At 68.6% G+C, this 13,393-nt stretch carries 17 protein-coding genes and 1 tRNA gene; 12 read left to right on the top strand and 6 right to left on the bottom strand.

Annotated features, from left to right (window positions below; all coding sequences use genetic code 11):
* Positions 1-306 precede the first annotated feature (306 nt).
* The gene (locus DDF67_RS10540) at positions 307-1,080 is read right to left on the bottom strand and encodes a LytTR family DNA-binding domain-containing protein (RefSeq protein WP_109100858.1); all 774 of its coding nucleotides are present in this window, start codon (positions 1,078-1,080) and stop codon (positions 307-309) included.
* Positions 1,081-1,196: 116 nt separating this feature from the next.
* Between DDF67_RS10540 and DDF67_RS10535 the strand changes: the two genes are divergently transcribed.
* From DDF67_RS10535 to DDF67_RS10520, 4 genes are all read left to right on the top strand, one after another.
* Complete coding sequence (locus DDF67_RS10535) at positions 1,197-2,195, top strand: alpha/beta hydrolase family protein (protein WP_109100857.1); 999 nt, start codon at positions 1,197-1,199, stop codon at positions 2,193-2,195.
* A 59-nt stretch (positions 2,196-2,254) separates the two neighbouring features.
* A complete protein-coding gene (fliI, locus tag DDF67_RS10530) occupies positions 2,255-3,589 on the top strand; it encodes a flagellar protein export ATPase FliI (protein ID WP_109100856.1) in 1,335 nt (444 codons plus the stop codon).
* A gap of 29 nt (positions 3,590-3,618) precedes the next feature.
* Entirely contained in the window at positions 3,619-4,038 is a 420-nt protein-coding gene (locus DDF67_RS10525) for a flagellar export protein FliJ (protein WP_109100855.1), read from the top strand.
* A 91-nt stretch (positions 4,039-4,129) separates the two neighbouring features.
* Positions 4,130-5,188, top strand: coding sequence for an endo-1,4-beta-xylanase (locus tag DDF67_RS10520; RefSeq protein ID WP_109100854.1), 1,059 nt, complete (start codon positions 4,130-4,132; stop codon positions 5,186-5,188).
* On the opposite strand, the gene DDF67_RS10515 is transcribed toward DDF67_RS10520, so the two are convergent.
* The 3 genes from DDF67_RS10515 to DDF67_RS10505 form a co-directional block, all read right to left on the bottom strand.
* Positions 5,185-5,565: a DUF4282 domain-containing protein gene (locus tag DDF67_RS10515; protein WP_109100853.1), complete on the bottom strand. Its 381-nt coding sequence runs from the start codon at positions 5,563-5,565 to the stop codon at positions 5,185-5,187. The genes DDF67_RS10520 and DDF67_RS10515 overlap by 4 nt on opposite strands.
* 123 nt (positions 5,566-5,688) lie before the next feature.
* On the bottom strand, positions 5,689-6,162 hold the full coding sequence (locus DDF67_RS10510; RefSeq protein WP_109100852.1) for a hypothetical protein: 474 nt from the start codon (positions 6,160-6,162) through the stop codon (positions 5,689-5,691).
* 84 nt (positions 6,163-6,246) lie between these two features.
* Entirely contained in the window at positions 6,247-6,804 is a 558-nt protein-coding gene (locus tag DDF67_RS10505; RefSeq protein ID WP_109100851.1) for a hypothetical protein, read from the bottom strand.
* 161 nt (positions 6,805-6,965) lie between these two features.
* On the opposite strand from DDF67_RS10505, the gene DDF67_RS10500 reads away from it, so the two are divergent.
* From DDF67_RS10500 to DDF67_RS10475, 6 genes are all read left to right on the top strand, one after another.
* Complete coding sequence (locus DDF67_RS10500) at positions 6,966-7,538, top strand: beta/gamma crystallin-related protein (protein WP_109100850.1); 573 nt, start codon at positions 6,966-6,968, stop codon at positions 7,536-7,538.
* 101 nt (positions 7,539-7,639) lie between these two features.
* On the top strand, positions 7,640-7,774 hold the full coding sequence (locus DDF67_RS10495) for an entericidin A/B family lipoprotein (protein ID WP_101712307.1): 135 nt from the start codon (positions 7,640-7,642) through the stop codon (positions 7,772-7,774).
* A gap of 299 nt (positions 7,775-8,073) precedes the next feature.
* Complete coding sequence (locus DDF67_RS10490) at positions 8,074-8,466, top strand: DUF983 domain-containing protein (protein ID WP_109100849.1); 393 nt, start codon at positions 8,074-8,076, stop codon at positions 8,464-8,466.
* A 99-nt stretch (positions 8,467-8,565) separates the two neighbouring features.
* Complete coding sequence (locus DDF67_RS10485; protein ID WP_058347217.1) at positions 8,566-8,721, top strand: DUF3309 family protein; 156 nt, start codon at positions 8,566-8,568, stop codon at positions 8,719-8,721.
* A gap of 75 nt (positions 8,722-8,796) precedes the next feature.
* Complete coding sequence (locus tag DDF67_RS10480) at positions 8,797-10,239, top strand: MFS transporter (protein ID WP_109100848.1); 1,443 nt, start codon at positions 8,797-8,799, stop codon at positions 10,237-10,239.
* Between the two features lie 59 nt (positions 10,240-10,298).
* Positions 10,299-11,048 (top strand): DUF599 domain-containing protein, encoded by a 750-nt coding sequence (locus tag DDF67_RS10475; protein WP_109100847.1) that lies wholly within the window; start codon positions 10,299-10,301, stop codon positions 11,046-11,048.
* 140 nt (positions 11,049-11,188) lie between these two features.
* Here DDF67_RS10475 and DDF67_RS10470 read toward each other — a convergent pair whose 3' ends face one another.
* Positions 11,189-11,539: an MmcQ/YjbR family DNA-binding protein gene (locus DDF67_RS10470; protein ID WP_109100846.1), complete on the bottom strand. Its 351-nt coding sequence runs from the start codon at positions 11,537-11,539 to the stop codon at positions 11,189-11,191.
* Positions 11,539-12,189: a peptide-methionine (S)-S-oxide reductase MsrA gene (gene msrA, locus DDF67_RS10465; RefSeq protein ID WP_109100845.1), complete on the bottom strand. Its 651-nt coding sequence runs from the start codon at positions 12,187-12,189 to the stop codon at positions 11,539-11,541. The genes DDF67_RS10470 and msrA overlap by 1 nt, the downstream gene beginning before the upstream one ends.
* A gap of 157 nt (positions 12,190-12,346) precedes the next feature.
* Between msrA and DDF67_RS10460 the strand changes: the two genes are divergently transcribed.
* A tRNA-Ser gene (locus tag DDF67_RS10460) sits at positions 12,347-12,436 on the top strand.
* Positions 12,437-12,508: 72 nt separating this feature from the next.
* Positions 12,509-13,039: a nucleoside 2-deoxyribosyltransferase domain-containing protein gene (locus DDF67_RS10455; RefSeq protein ID WP_109100844.1), complete on the top strand. Its 531-nt coding sequence runs from the start codon at positions 12,509-12,511 to the stop codon at positions 13,037-13,039.
* The last annotated feature ends 354 nt before the right edge of the window (positions 13,040-13,393 follow it).

The raw sequence follows: 13,393 nt of genomic DNA, 5'->3' as shown, positions 1-13,393 counted from the left end.
AATTTAAGACTGGTTAATGGTGAACGCGTCGTCTGGCGAAATGGTTAATACGATTTGCGAATCGGGTGCAAGCGCCCAGAAATCCGTTGCGCACATTGGCCGCAGGCAGGTTTCGAGCGTGGCCTTGGCGTGGTGAAAAGTCAGCAAACCCAAGGGTTAACAGGGGATCGAGCGCGGTTACCGCGTTAAGAAGCCTCAAGGCGACGTTCGTCTTTAGGGCGAGATTGCGGCGTTCTGTCGCGAGAATTTCCTGGGAGTTTTTTCGCCTTCCGCGCGTGGAGAAAGCTTGGCTGGAGCGAGTCCGCGTCACCCGGTCGCGGTCGATTCCATTTCCGTCAGCCAGCCGGCCGCCCGCAGGCGGGCGACCGAGGCCCGGGCGATGGGCGCGGCCTCGCCGTCAACGAGTCGCAGCCGCAGGTTCCGGCCGTCGCGCTCGACCCCGACCACCGCCCGCCGCGCCACCCACCACGAACGGTGCACCTGCAGGCCGTCCAGGCCTGACAGCCCCGCCAGCACCCGCGCCAGGGGCCCCGCTTCCAGCCGCGATCCGGTCTCGGTGCGGACCCGTACATAGTGGTCCTCCATCTTCAGATAGAGCACGCTCGAGGCGACCAACGACGGTTCGGCCTGGTGACCTGGGATCGCCGGAACCGCGCGCGCCGCCTGCAGCCGCGCGCGCAACAGCGTGAAGCCGACGGCGATAGGACCAGAGATGGCCAGGCACTGGCCGTACCAATCCAGCGGCGACAGGCGCTTGAGAAACGGCCAAAGGGTCGAGGCCAGCGGCGCCACAACCGCCGTCTGCAGGGCGCAGGCGGCCAGGATCGCAGCCCCGACCGTCACCCAGGCGGGAACCCTGAGCCGCGCGGCCCCCGCCACGGCCAGGCGGATAGAAAGGCCGAAAATCACCGCGCCCGCCCAGAAGCAGCCCGTCCAGTAGAACGCGCGCACGAGGACAGGACCGTTGAAGTAGCTGCCGAAAGGACCGACCACGCCCAGGAACACCCCCAGCGCCGTGGCGATGGAAAGGTCGATCGCCCATTCGCGGGCGGTCCCCAGGATGGGCGGCTTTGCGGTCATGACCGATCTATAGCGCCGTTCGCCGCTTGGCGAACCCATTCGCCCGTTCACGCATGAGGCGTGGCGGCGCAAGGGTTCGGGCCGCATCGAGAGGCCATCGCCAACCGGAGCCCTTCATGCGCCGCCCTCGCCTTCTTTCCCTGCTCGCCGCCCTCGCCTTCGCCGGCGCAGCCCACGCTGCTGAGCCGCATGTCGGCTTCATGCGCCTGACCACGCCCGATCCGAAGGGCCCGCCGATCGAGGTCGGAGTCTGGTATCCCACCGATGCGGCGGAGACCGGCCCCGCCGGCGGCATGGAGGGCCTGCCCGTCGCGACCGGCGCGCCGGTCGCGGGCGATCGCTTGCCCCTAGTGGTCATGTCTCACGGCAACGGCGGCTGGTTCGGCGGCCACTACGACACCGCCGCCGCCCTGGTGAAGAAGGGCTTCGTCGTCGCCGCCCTGACCCACACCGGCGACAACTATCGTGACCAGAGCCGCGCTCTGGAGATGACCGAGCGGCCCCGTCAGCTTTCCGTACTGATCGACTACATGCTGGACGCCTCGCCGATGCGCGCGCGGATCGACGCCGCCAAGGTCGGCGCCTTCGGCTTCTCGTCGGGCGGGTTCACGGTGCTGGCCGCGGCCGGCGGCGAGCCGAACCTGGCGGCGACCTTTCCCGCTCACTGCCGCAAGCACCCGACCAACTACGACTGTCGCCTCAGCGCCGGAAAGCCGCTGCCGGCGAGCGTACAGGCGCCGACCTGGACCCACGACGCGCGGATCAAGGCCGTGGTCTCGGCCGCCCCCGCCCTGGGCTTCTCGTTCGGCCGCGAAGGCCTGAAGGGCGTCACCCAGCCGCTGCAGCTTTGGAAGGCGGCCGATGACGAGATCCTGCCGGGCGACGACTACGCCGAGGCCGTGCATCGCGCCCTGCCGGGCGCCCACGACTACCGCATCGTGCCGGGGGCGCGACATTTCGACTTCCTGGTCCCCTGCGGTCCGCAGGCGGCCAAGCAGCTGCCGCCCCCTTTGTGCGCAAGCGCTCCGGGCTTTGATCGGGTCGCTTTCCACGCCGATTTCAACGACCAGGTTGCGACATTCTTCACCACCCGCCTGGGCGTCGGCGAACGCTGAATTTCATGCCCGATTAACCATGATGGCCGAGTCTGCGCGGGTCGCTTCCAGGAGCCGTCTTGCGCAGTCTCATCGCCGCCGTCGAACGTCTAGACCCGCTGACCGTCTTTGGACGCGTGGCGGCCGTCAACGGCCTCCTGATCGAGGCTCGCGGCGGCCTGACGCGCCTGGCGGTCGGCGCCCGGGTCGAGATCGAGCGCATCGGCGCCCCGGTCCTGCCGGCCGAAGTGGTCGGCTTCCGTGAGACCCGCGCCCTGCTCATGCCCTTCGGCCCGGTCGAGGGCGTGGCCCCCGGCGCCGAGATCCGCATCATGCCCGAAGGCGCCACGGTGCGCCCGACCAAGGCTTGGCTGGGCCGCATCATCAACGCCTTCGGCGAGCCCATCGACGGTCTCGGCCCGCTGCCCCAGGGCGAGGTTCCCTATCCCCTGAAGACCCCGCCGCCGCCGGCTCACGCCCGCGGCCGGGTGGGCGAGCGCCTGGACCTTGGCGTGCGCTCGATGAACGTCTTCACCACCACCTGCCGCGGCCAGCGCCTGGGCATCTTCGCCGGCTCGGGCGTCGGCAAGTCGGTGCTGCTGTCGATGCTGGCGAAAGAGGCCACCTGCGACGCCGTCGTCGTCGGCCTGATCGGCGAACGCGGCCGCGAGGTGCGCGAGTTCATCGAGGAGACCCTGGGCGAGGAAGGCCTGCGCCGCGCCATCGTCGTGGTCGCCACCTCGGACGAGCCGGCCCTGACCCGTCGCCAGGCCGCCTACATGACCCTGGCCATCGCCGAGTTCCTGCGCGACCAGGACCAGGAAGTGCTCTGCCTGATGGACTCGGTGACCCGCTTCGCCATGGCCCAGCGCGAGATCGGCCTGGCCGCCGGCGAGCCGCCGACGACCAAGGGCTATACCCCCACCGTCTTCACCGAGCTGCCCAAGCTGCTCGAGCGTGCGGGGCCTGGGCCGATCCGCGCCGACGGCACCACGGCCGCCCCGATCACCGCCCTCTTCACGGTGCTCGTCGACGGCGATGACCACAACGAGCCGATCGCCGACGCCGCGCGCGGCATTCTCGACGGCCACATCGTCATGGAGCGCTCGATCGCCGAACGTGGCCGCTTCCCGGCCATCAACGTGCTGAAATCCATCAGCCGGACCATGCCGGGCTGCCAGCTGCCGCACGAGCGCGACATCGTCAAATCTGCCCGCCAGGTGCTGTCGGCCTATTCCAACATGGAAGAACTGATCCGCATCGGCGCCTACCGTGCCGGCGCCGATCCCACCGTCGACCGGGCCATCCAGCTCAATCCGGCGGTCGAGGCCTTCCTCAGCCAGAACCCCGACGAAGCCACGAGTCTTGACGATTCGTTCAACTTCCTCGGCCAGATTCTCCAAAGCGCCGCCTGAAGCGCGCTTTCCGTACCGAGTAAGCCAGCATGACCAAGTGGGCCGCCTCCCTGATCCGCATCTCGAACCACGAGGTCGAGACGCTGCAGAAGCGCCTGGCCGAGGTGGTCGACCGCCGCGAAGCCGCACAGGTGAAGCTGGCCACGATGGAAGCCGAAGCCGAGATCGAAATGCGCAACGCCGAGGGCGACGCCTCGGCCGGCTGGTACATGATCGGCTATCGCAAGGGCCTGGAGGTGCGTCGCGCCGAAACCTTGCTCGAGATCGACCAGATCGCCATCGAGGAGACCGGCGCCCGCGACGCCCTGTCGATGGCCTTCGAAAACCTCAAGAAATACGAGCACGTCGCCGAGACCGCCAAGGTCGCGATGATGAAGAAGGTCGGCAAGCTGGAAATGGCCGCCCTCGACGAGCTGGGCCTGCGCCGCGCAGCGATGGGCGGTCGTTAGCCATGAACCTCCCCCTGTAGGGGAGGTTCCCTTCACCCTTCCCCAACCTCCCCGTGCTTTCCTCGCGCCGATCGCCAGGGAGCCCGCCGCCATGTCCGACGTCTCACGCCGCGCCGTGCTCGGCTCCAGCCTGGCGCTCGCCGCCTGCGGCCAGAAGGCGCAGGGCCAGCCGGTTCCCGAGAACCTGCCGCCGCTGAAAGCGGTCGCGCCCTTCCGGATCGGATCCTCGGTCCAGGCCCTGCACCTGGACGACCCGGCGCTCGCCGCACTGCTGCGCCGCCAGGTCAACCAGCTGACGCCCGAGTGGCAGATGAAGATGGAATACATCGTCCAGCCGGACGGCTCTTTCCGCTTCGACGCCCCCGACAGGATCGCCGCCTTCGCCCAGGCCAACGGCATGGCGCTGCTCGGCCACGTGCTGGTCTGGTACGCCCAGGCGCCGGAGGCCTTCGAGCGGCTGGACGAGAACCGCGTCAGCTTCGAGCAGGCCTATCGCAACTACATCCTGGCCGTGGCCGGGCGCTATCGTGGCAAGGTGGTCGGCTGGGACGTCGTCAACGAGGCGGTCGCCGAAGACGGCGATGGCTGGCGCACCAGCCTCTGGTCCAAGCGCCTGGGCGACTTCGAGCACATCGCCCTGGCGTTCCGCACGGCGCGGCAGGCCGATCCCGGCGCGACCCTGCTGCTCAACGACTACAATCTCGAATACATGCCCCGCAAGCGGGCCACCTTCATGAAGCTGGCCGAGCGCCTGCTGGCGTCGGGCGCGCCGCTGACCGGGATCGGGACCCAGATGCACGTCGCCGCCGACATCCGGCCCGGCGAAATCACCACCATGATGAAGGACCTGGCGAGCCTTGGCCTGCCGATCCACGTCTCCGAGCTCGACGTCTCTCTGGTGCGATCGGACAACAAGCTCCTGGGCCGCGCCGAACTGGAGCGCCGCCAGGCCCGCACCTATGGCGAGGCGGCCGAGGCGTTCATGGCCTTGCCCGAACGCCAGCGCTTCGCCTTCACCCTGTGGGGGCTGCGCGACAAGGATTCGTGGCTGCGAGGCGAGAACGCCAGCGACGCCTCCGCGCCGTTCGACGACGTCGGCCGCGCGAAAGCGAGCGCGGCGGCGCTGGTCGAGGCCTTCAGGCGGGGTTAAGCGCCCGGACCGCGAACGCTGGAGGCCACGGCGTGGTCGGCGTCATTGGCCTGGCGCAGGGCGCGCAGGTCTTCGCTGATGCGGAAGACGGCGACGTAGAACTCGCAGAAGGCGCGCCACAGAAGCACCATGCCGGCGGCGACCAGCAGGCCGGCGATCAGCACCGGGAAGGCCAGCAGCAGCGAGGCGACGCCCTGTTCCTTCAGCGCCAGGCCCACGGCCGCGCCGACCACGGAGAACGCGAACAGGGCCACGACGCCCAGGCCGGCCCAGTAGATCAGATGGATGACCGGCCCGGTCACCAGACGGTCGAAGGTCAACAGATCCCAGAACAGCGCGCCAGAACTACGCGCCTTGGATTTCCTGGCCGGAGCCATCCGACACACCTCATGTCAGCGGACTGGCGGAGACCGCCGAAGTTTACGCTGCATCGCTAGCAGCGTGAGGCCCGCTCGGCAATGCCGGGCGGGCCTCGTGCGTGTTCGGATGAAGGGACGATGTTACTTGGGAGCGGCCGCGCCGGCCAGGGCCGCGTCGATCTGGGCCTTGGTGGCCGTGGTGCTGATGCTGCCGTCGGCGCCGGCGCTCAGGCTGGCCTTCGGCAGGGCGAACTTCTTGTCGCCGCTGCTGACCACGACGTTGGCCGAACCGTCAGCACCCGTGGAGGTGCCGCTGACCGTACCGACCACGGCGCCGGCCGGGTCCTTGATCTCGGCGCCGACCGCAACGTCGGCCGCGACGTTGGCAGATGACGGCGTGCCGGCCTGAGCGGCGGCCGCGGCGCTGCTGTCAGCAGGAGCCGTGGTGGTCGTCGTCGTGGTGCTGCTGGTGGCCGATCCCGGCGCCGGGGTGCTGGCGGCCGGCGGCTGCGCGGCAGCCGGATCGGCCGGCGGCTGAGCAGCGTCTTGAGCGTAAGCGGCGCCAGCCATCGAAAGGGTCGCGGCGGCGGCGAGATAAGCAAACTTGGTCTTCATAATGCGCTCCGTCGGAGGGCCCCTGCCCGATCAACCAACGCAGCCCGGTTTGTAACGGTTCCGAAACAACGCGTGATCGCGACCTCACGGGGTCGTGGCGACAAGCTTGGGCGCTTCCTGCACGGGGCCTTCGTCATCCTTCAGGCTGGCCGCCTTCATCGCCCCCTTCAGCGTGTAGATTGAGGGATCCTTGCTGGTGGAGAAGGCCAGCTCGGCGGTCAGGGCCGGGTTCTCGGCCTCGTTGGCGAAGCCGCCCTCGCGCACGCCGTTGAAGGCCACCGCATAGCTCTTGCCCGGCTTGGTGCTGCAGAGCAGGACGAAGGTGCGTCCATCGTTCAGCAGGCGCGGGGCGCGCACGCATTCGGGCTTCTCGCCGCCAGCGGCGGCCGCGTAGTTCCAGGCCCCGGGCGACATCTTCTGGTCGAAGCTGACCTTCAGCACCAGGATGCCCGGCGCGACCGTCTCGCCAGCCGCCGGCCAGGTGGTCGTCACCTTGGGCGGCAGGGTCGGCGGCATCACCGTCACGGGCGAGACCGGGGTCGGCTCGGGTCGCGACGCCTGGGGCGGATTGCTTTGCGCGAACGCGCCGCCCGCAACGGTGAGGACGGCCAGGACGGGAAGGGCGAGAACGGCGGTGCGCATGAGCTGACAATGGCGATCAAGCGCGGCCTTCTCAAGGCGCCGTTCGCCGAAGCCCGACCGCCTTTGATTACAAGGTTTTCATTCAGGTGACGTTCACGCGCCGCGATACTAGCTTGGCCGCATCAACCGGCCTCGACGCCGGCCTTTCGGGAGACCACGCCATGCGCACCGCCCTCGCCCTGATTGTCGCGACGAGCGCCCTCGCCGCCACGGCCGCCCCTGCTCTCGCCCAAGGCCCCGGCCGCGGCGACCGCTATGAGGAGCGCCCGCGCGGCTCCTACGAGCAGAGCTGCCGCAACATCACCGTCCGCCGGGGCGAGGTCAGCGCCGAATGCCGCGACCGTCGCGGCCGGTGGCAGTGGTCGACCGCCAGCGCCGACTGCCGCGAGATGGAGAACCAGGACGGCCGCCTGGTCTGCACCCGGGGCGGCGGTCGTCCGGGCGGTCCTGGCGGCTCGGGCGGTCCGGGCTGGGGCGGCGGTCGCGGCGCCGACGCGGTGCTGTTCGAGCATGCCGGCTACGGCGGCCGCGCCTACGAGGTTCGCGGCGACATGCCCGATTTCGTGCAGATCGGCTTCAACGACAGGGCCTCGTCGATCCAGATCCGTCGCGGCGAATGGGAACTGTGCGACGACGCCTACTACCGCGGCCGCTGCTGGCGCGTGTCGGCCGACATGGGCGTCTTCCCGCGCGACATGAACGACCGTATCAGCTCGATCCGCCGGATCCGCTGATACGGACCGAATTCGCCCGCCCTAATTTGGTCGAGAACTCGACCTTGAAGCGGCGCGCGGGGCGGCTAAGCTCCGCGCGCCTTTTCATCTGGGGAGCGCCCATGCGCAAGATCATCGTCCTCGCCGCCGCCGCGGCCGCCCTGCTGGTCTCGGCCTGCAACACCATCGAAGGCGTGGGCCGCGACGTCTCGGCCGCCGGCCGTGCGGTCGCCGACACCGCTCGCGACGCCAAATAGGGTCCTTGGGTCTTCGGCGCGCGTTTTGTCGCATGGCAGGCGCGCCGCCTCGCCCAATACCGGCCGCAATGGCGCGCCAGGTTCGCCGCCGTCGAGCCAAGTAACCCCCGTGACATCGTTCGACATCCAAAGCTTAACCGGAAGCCGCCCACCATTAACCCTGCTGGCAGATTCATTCGCGCGCGACACGCGCAGAGGATGAAGTCTTTCGGCAATCGCCCAGTTCAGGGCTGAATATCTGCTTCCAAAGCGCACATGCGACCGAAAGTGCTATTTGCACCAAGCGTCGCCGGAGCCATATGGACGCCATGACCGACCGCCCTGTACCCAGCGTTCTGACCGGCATGAAAAGAGGCGTCCGCCATCGCTGCCCCAACTGCGGCGAGGGCAAGCTGTATTCACGCTACCTGAAGGTCGAGTTCGACTGCGAGGCCTGCGGCCACCACCTGGCCGCCTACCCGGCCGACGACGGTCCCGCCTACTTCACGATCCTGATCGTCGGCCACCTGTTCGTGGCGCCGCTGCTGCTGTTCCCGTTCATCTGGCAGGCCTCGCCCTGGCTGGTCGCGCCTCTGACCATCCTGCCGCTGGCGGCCCTGACCCTGATGCTGCTGCCCCGGGTCAAGGGCGCGGTGATCGGAGCCCTGTGGGCCAACGGCCTGCGCAAGGCCGAGGACGCCCCCGGCGGCTGACCGAAAAAGCGGCGGCGGAACCCTCGCCGCACAGCTTGCATTCCCTCCCCGAAGTCCAGGCGCGCCGAACGCGGTTCGCCGGTCAGACAGGAGATCCGAATGCTCGGCACCATCCTCATCATCATCCTGATCCTGGCGCTGATCGGCGCCCTGCCCACCTGGGGCCACAGCCGTTCGTGGGGCTACTTCCCCAGCGGCGGCCTGGGCCTCGTCCTGGTGATCATCATCATCCTGGTGCTGATCGGCAGGATCTGACGCCGACGCTTGGTCGGCGGCGCTAAACTCGCCTAAGCTCCCCTCAACGGCCTCGGGCCGACGAGGGGAGCCCGCATGACCGACGCCGCTGCGCCGCCGCCCGCCGCCGTGACCCTGACCCCGGCGCAGCGCGCCCGGGCGATCCTCGGCGGTTCGGCCGGCAACCTCGTCGAGTGGTACGACTGGTTCGCCTACGCCGCCTTCACCCTCTATTTCGCCCCGCACTTCTTCCCCAAGGGCGACCAGACCGTGCAGTTGCTGCAGGCGGCGGCGGTGTTCTTCCTGGGATTCGTGGCCCGCCCCGTGGGGGCCTGGCTGATGGGCCACTACGCCGACCGGGCCGGACGCCGCGCGGCGCTATCGGTCTCGGTGTCGCTGATGTGCGCCGGGGCCCTGATCATCGCCATCACCCCCGACTACAAGACCATCGGCCTGTTCGCCCCGGCCGTGCTGCTGCTCGCCCGCGTGCTGCAAGGCCTGTCGGTAGGCGGCGAGTACGGCGCCAGCGCCACCTATATGAGCGAAATGGCCGGCAGAAGCCGGCGCGGTTTCTGGTCCAGCTTCCACTACGTGACCCTGATCGCCGGCCAGCTGATCGCGCTCGCCGTGCTGATCATCCTGCAGCGCCTGCTGCACAAGGACGACCTGGCCGCCTGGGGCTGGCGCATTCCGTTCGTCATCGGCGCCCTGCTGGCCGTGGTGGTGTTCTGGATCCGCCGGGGTCTCGATGAAAGCGCCTCGTTCAAGGCCGCCGACAAGCTGGCCGAGGGCATCGGCTCGGGCCAGCGCAACCTCGCCAGCCTGTTCTTCGTGCTGACCCTGGCGGCCGGCGGCTGGGCGCTGGCCCGGCCGGGCCTTGCCCCGCAGGTGCTGGCCGGCGCCTTTCTGGTCGCCTTCTTCGCAACCCTGATCGCGCCGCTGCTTCGCAGACATCCGCGCGAGACGCTGATGATCATGGGCCTGACGGCTGGCGGCTCGCTGACCTTCTACGTCTACACCACCTACATGCAGAAGTTCCTGGTCAACACCGCCGGGTTCGACAAGGCCGCCGCTTCCGAGATCAGCGCCATCAGCATGATCGTCTTCATGCTGATGCAGCCGCTCGCCGGCTGGCTGTCGGACAAGGTGGGCCGCAAGCCGCTGCTGATCGCCGCCTATGCCGGCGGCGCGCTGACCATCTGGCCGATCATGAGCGGAATCGCCGCCACCGACTCCATCGGCGTCGCCCTGGCCCTCATCATCGTCGGCATGACCTTCCAGTCGGGCTACACCTCGATCAGCGCCGTGGTGAAGGCCGAGCTCTTTCCCGCCCATGTGCGGGCGCTGGGCGTGGCCCTGCCCTACGCGGTCGCCAACGTGCTGTTCGGCGGCACCGCCGAGATGGTCGGCCTGGCCTTCAAGCACGGCGGGATCGAGAGCGGCTTCTACCTCTATGTCGCCGCGGTCATGACCGTGGGGCTGGTCGTCGCGGTCCTGTTGCGTGACACCGCCCGACACAGCCTGATCGCCGAGGATTGACCCGCGCGCCCCGCCCGATATCCCCTGTCGTCGACTCCCGTTCCTTCGCAGCGTAGCCCATGCCGATTCTCGACATCCTGGCCCTTGGCCTCTTCGTCTTCGCCTGGCTGTTCTACGAGCCGCTGCTGCGGCGCCTGGGCCAGGGCAAGAACCTGATCAACACCGACATGACGGTGATCCGCCGCCGGTGGATGACCGAGATGGCGGTGCGCGAGGTCGCCCTGCTGGACGGCCAGCTCCTGGGCCACGCCATCAATTCGGCCAGCTTCTTCGCCTCGTCGAACCTGATCCTGATCGCCGCCGCAGCCGGCGTGCTGTTCGGCGGCGACGCGGCGCTGAAAAGCGTCGAGGGCCTGAAGGTGCTGGCCGAGACCACGCCGGTGATGTTCCAGATCAAGCTGGGCCTCGTCCTGCTGACGCTGGCCCGGGGCCTGCTCGACTTCATCTGGGCGCTGCGCCAGATGAACTACTGCCTGGCCGCCATCGGCGCGACGCCGATGTGGGCCCCGCCTTCGGTGCTGGCCGAATACGCCGAGGCCGCCGGCGGCATCCTCAACCCGGCCCTGTCGGCTTTCAACGCCGGGGTTCGCGGCTACTACTTCGCCCTGGCGGCGGCCGCCTGGCTGCTGGGTCCCTACGCCTTCCTGGCCGCCAGCATCGGCGCTCTGGTCCTGCTGGTCTGGCGCCAGCGCCGCAGCCGCGCCTCAGTGGCGGTCCGCAGGGTGCGCCAGATCCTCGAACGCCAGCCGGTGGTGCACGGTCCGCACATGCGCGGCCTGGCGGGCGATCCGCCGGAGGACCGGATTTAAGGAGAGGAACCTCCCCCTGTGGGGGAGGGGATCGCGAAGCGATCGGTGGGGGGCGTGGCTGCGAAGCCCGCCACTCTGAGGAAGCTGAAAACGTCCCCCCAACCGGCCTTCGGCCGCCTCCCCCACAAGGGGAGGTTCTCTTAAAGCCGCAACTCAGCCCGAGCCTTCTTCGTCAGCTTGGCCGAGACCAGGGCGTGGGCGGTCTTCAGCCAGTCGGCCACCTCGGCGTCGTCGAACGAGGCCAGGTCCGCGATCTTCACCCACTTGGCCCGGGCCAGATAAGGCGCGGCTATGGCCCGGCCGGTCTCGATCAGCACCTCGTAGGCGACGTCGGAGACCTTGAACGAGGCGCCGCCGCCATGGGTGACGCCGGTCCCGATGACGGCGAACATCTTGCCGCCGACCTTGTAGACCTGGTCATCGCCCCACTGGACGGTCATGGTCGCCGCCGGCAGCGCCATGGCCGCCTCGTGAAAGGCCTTGGGCGTCATCAGGCCTCGACGCCCACGCCGATCGGGCAGGTCACGCCGGTGCCGCCGATGCCGCAATAGCCGCCCGGGTTCTTGGCCAGGTACTGCTGGTGATAGTCCTCGGCGAAGTAGAACGGTCCAGCCGCGGCGATCTCGGTGGTGATCTCGCCCAGGCCCTGGGCCGACAGCGCGACCTGGTAGGCTTCCTTGCTGGCCACGGCCGCGGCGGCCTGGGCGTCGCTGGTCGCATAGATGCCCGAGCGATACTGGGTGCCGATGTCATTGCCCTGGCGCATGCCCTGGGTCGGGTCGTGGTTCTCCCAGAACACCTTCAGCAGCGCCTCATAGGTGACGACCTTGGGGTCGAACACCACCAGCACCACCTCGGTGTGGCCGGTGCGGCCCGAGCAGACCTCTTCATAGGTCGGGTTGGGGGTAATGCCCGCGGCGTAGCCGGCGGCGGTCACCAGCACGCCCGGAACCTTCCAGAACACGCGCTCGACGCCCCAGAAGCAGCCCATGGCGAACACGGCCGTCTCCAGGCCGTCCGCATAGGGCCCCTTCAGCTGAGCGCCGTTGACGAAGTGGGTCTGCGCGGTCGGAATCGCCGCCTCGCGCCCAGGCAGGGCGGTGTCGACGGTCGGCATCTCGAGGCTTTTCTTGAACAGCATGGCGGGGCCTTTCGGAGGCGGGAGTTCTTCGGTCGTCGATATAAGTCGTCGCAGCGCCAGTTTCACCCCGTAACGGCGCTTGCTACGAGTCGCTGCCTGAGTATATTGCGCCCCTTCCCGCGCCGGGGGTCTCAACCGCCCCCGACCCGAGTGCGCTGGTGAGGTGGCCGAGTGGTTGAAGGCGCACGCCTGGAACGCGTGTATAGGGGAAACTCTATCGAGGGTTCGAATCCCTCTCTCACCGCCACTACTCCCTCCCGAAATCATCGTTCCGTCGAGTTTCGTGGCCGCCCGCGTGCGTCCGGCGTAGAACCGCGCAATGATCCGCGCCGCCGTTCTCACCGCCGCCCTGAGTCTCGCCATGACGACCGCCGCCCTGGCCGCCCCCACCGTGGTGACCTCGCCGCAGGCCCTGCCTGCCGCGCATGACAGGCCGCGCGTGTTCCTGGGCGGCAGCATCGACATGGGCAAGGCCGTCGACTGGCAGAGCCAGATGATCGCCGCCCTGGCCGACCAGGACGTGGTGATCCTCAATCCGCGCCGCCCCGACTGGAACCCGGCCTGGAAGCCGGTCGCCGACGAGCCGGAGTTCCGCCGCCAGGTCGAATGGGAACTGGCGGCCCTGGAAAGCGCCGACGTCATCGTCCTCTACCTGACGCCTGGCTCGCAGGCGCCGATCAGCCTGCTGGAGATGGGCCTGCACGCCCGCACGGGGAAGCTGGTGGTGCTGTGCCCCGAGGGCTTCTGGCGCAAGGGCAATGTCGACATCACTGCGCAGAAGTACGGGGTCAGGCAGGTCGAGACGCTGGATGCGCTGATCGCCGAGGTGAAGGCGCGGTTGGCGAAATAGGCCCCCTCGGCTTGCGACAGGCGATGGCGGCCGAAACCGCCGAATGAAGGGTCGGGAACGCTGTCCGCAAGGTGCCGAGCCCGCCCTTTGGGAGGCCGCCCCCCCCATGAAGGTCTCCGCCAGGTGGCCGGTTGGCGGATCAGTATTCCAGCGCGAACCGATGCTTGGCGTGCAGGCGCATGACAATCTGCTCGCCAGAACCGCGTCATAGAAGATTGGCTCGACACAAATTCCGAATTGTTGCTAGAGCGCGCTTGGATTTGATTGAATCGGGGATTCCGGGTTTGAGCGGATCGTGATTCAACATGGAGGCTGGTGCGGGAGGCCAGCCTGGATGGTTCGACCCTATTCGAT

This window comes from Caulobacter endophyticus (assembly GCF_003116815.1).
Taxonomy (GTDB): Bacteria; Pseudomonadota; Alphaproteobacteria; order Caulobacterales; family Caulobacteraceae; genus Caulobacter; species Caulobacter endophyticus.
Note: the sequence above shows the minus strand (reverse complement) of the source record. Positions and strands in the feature narration are given on the sequence as shown.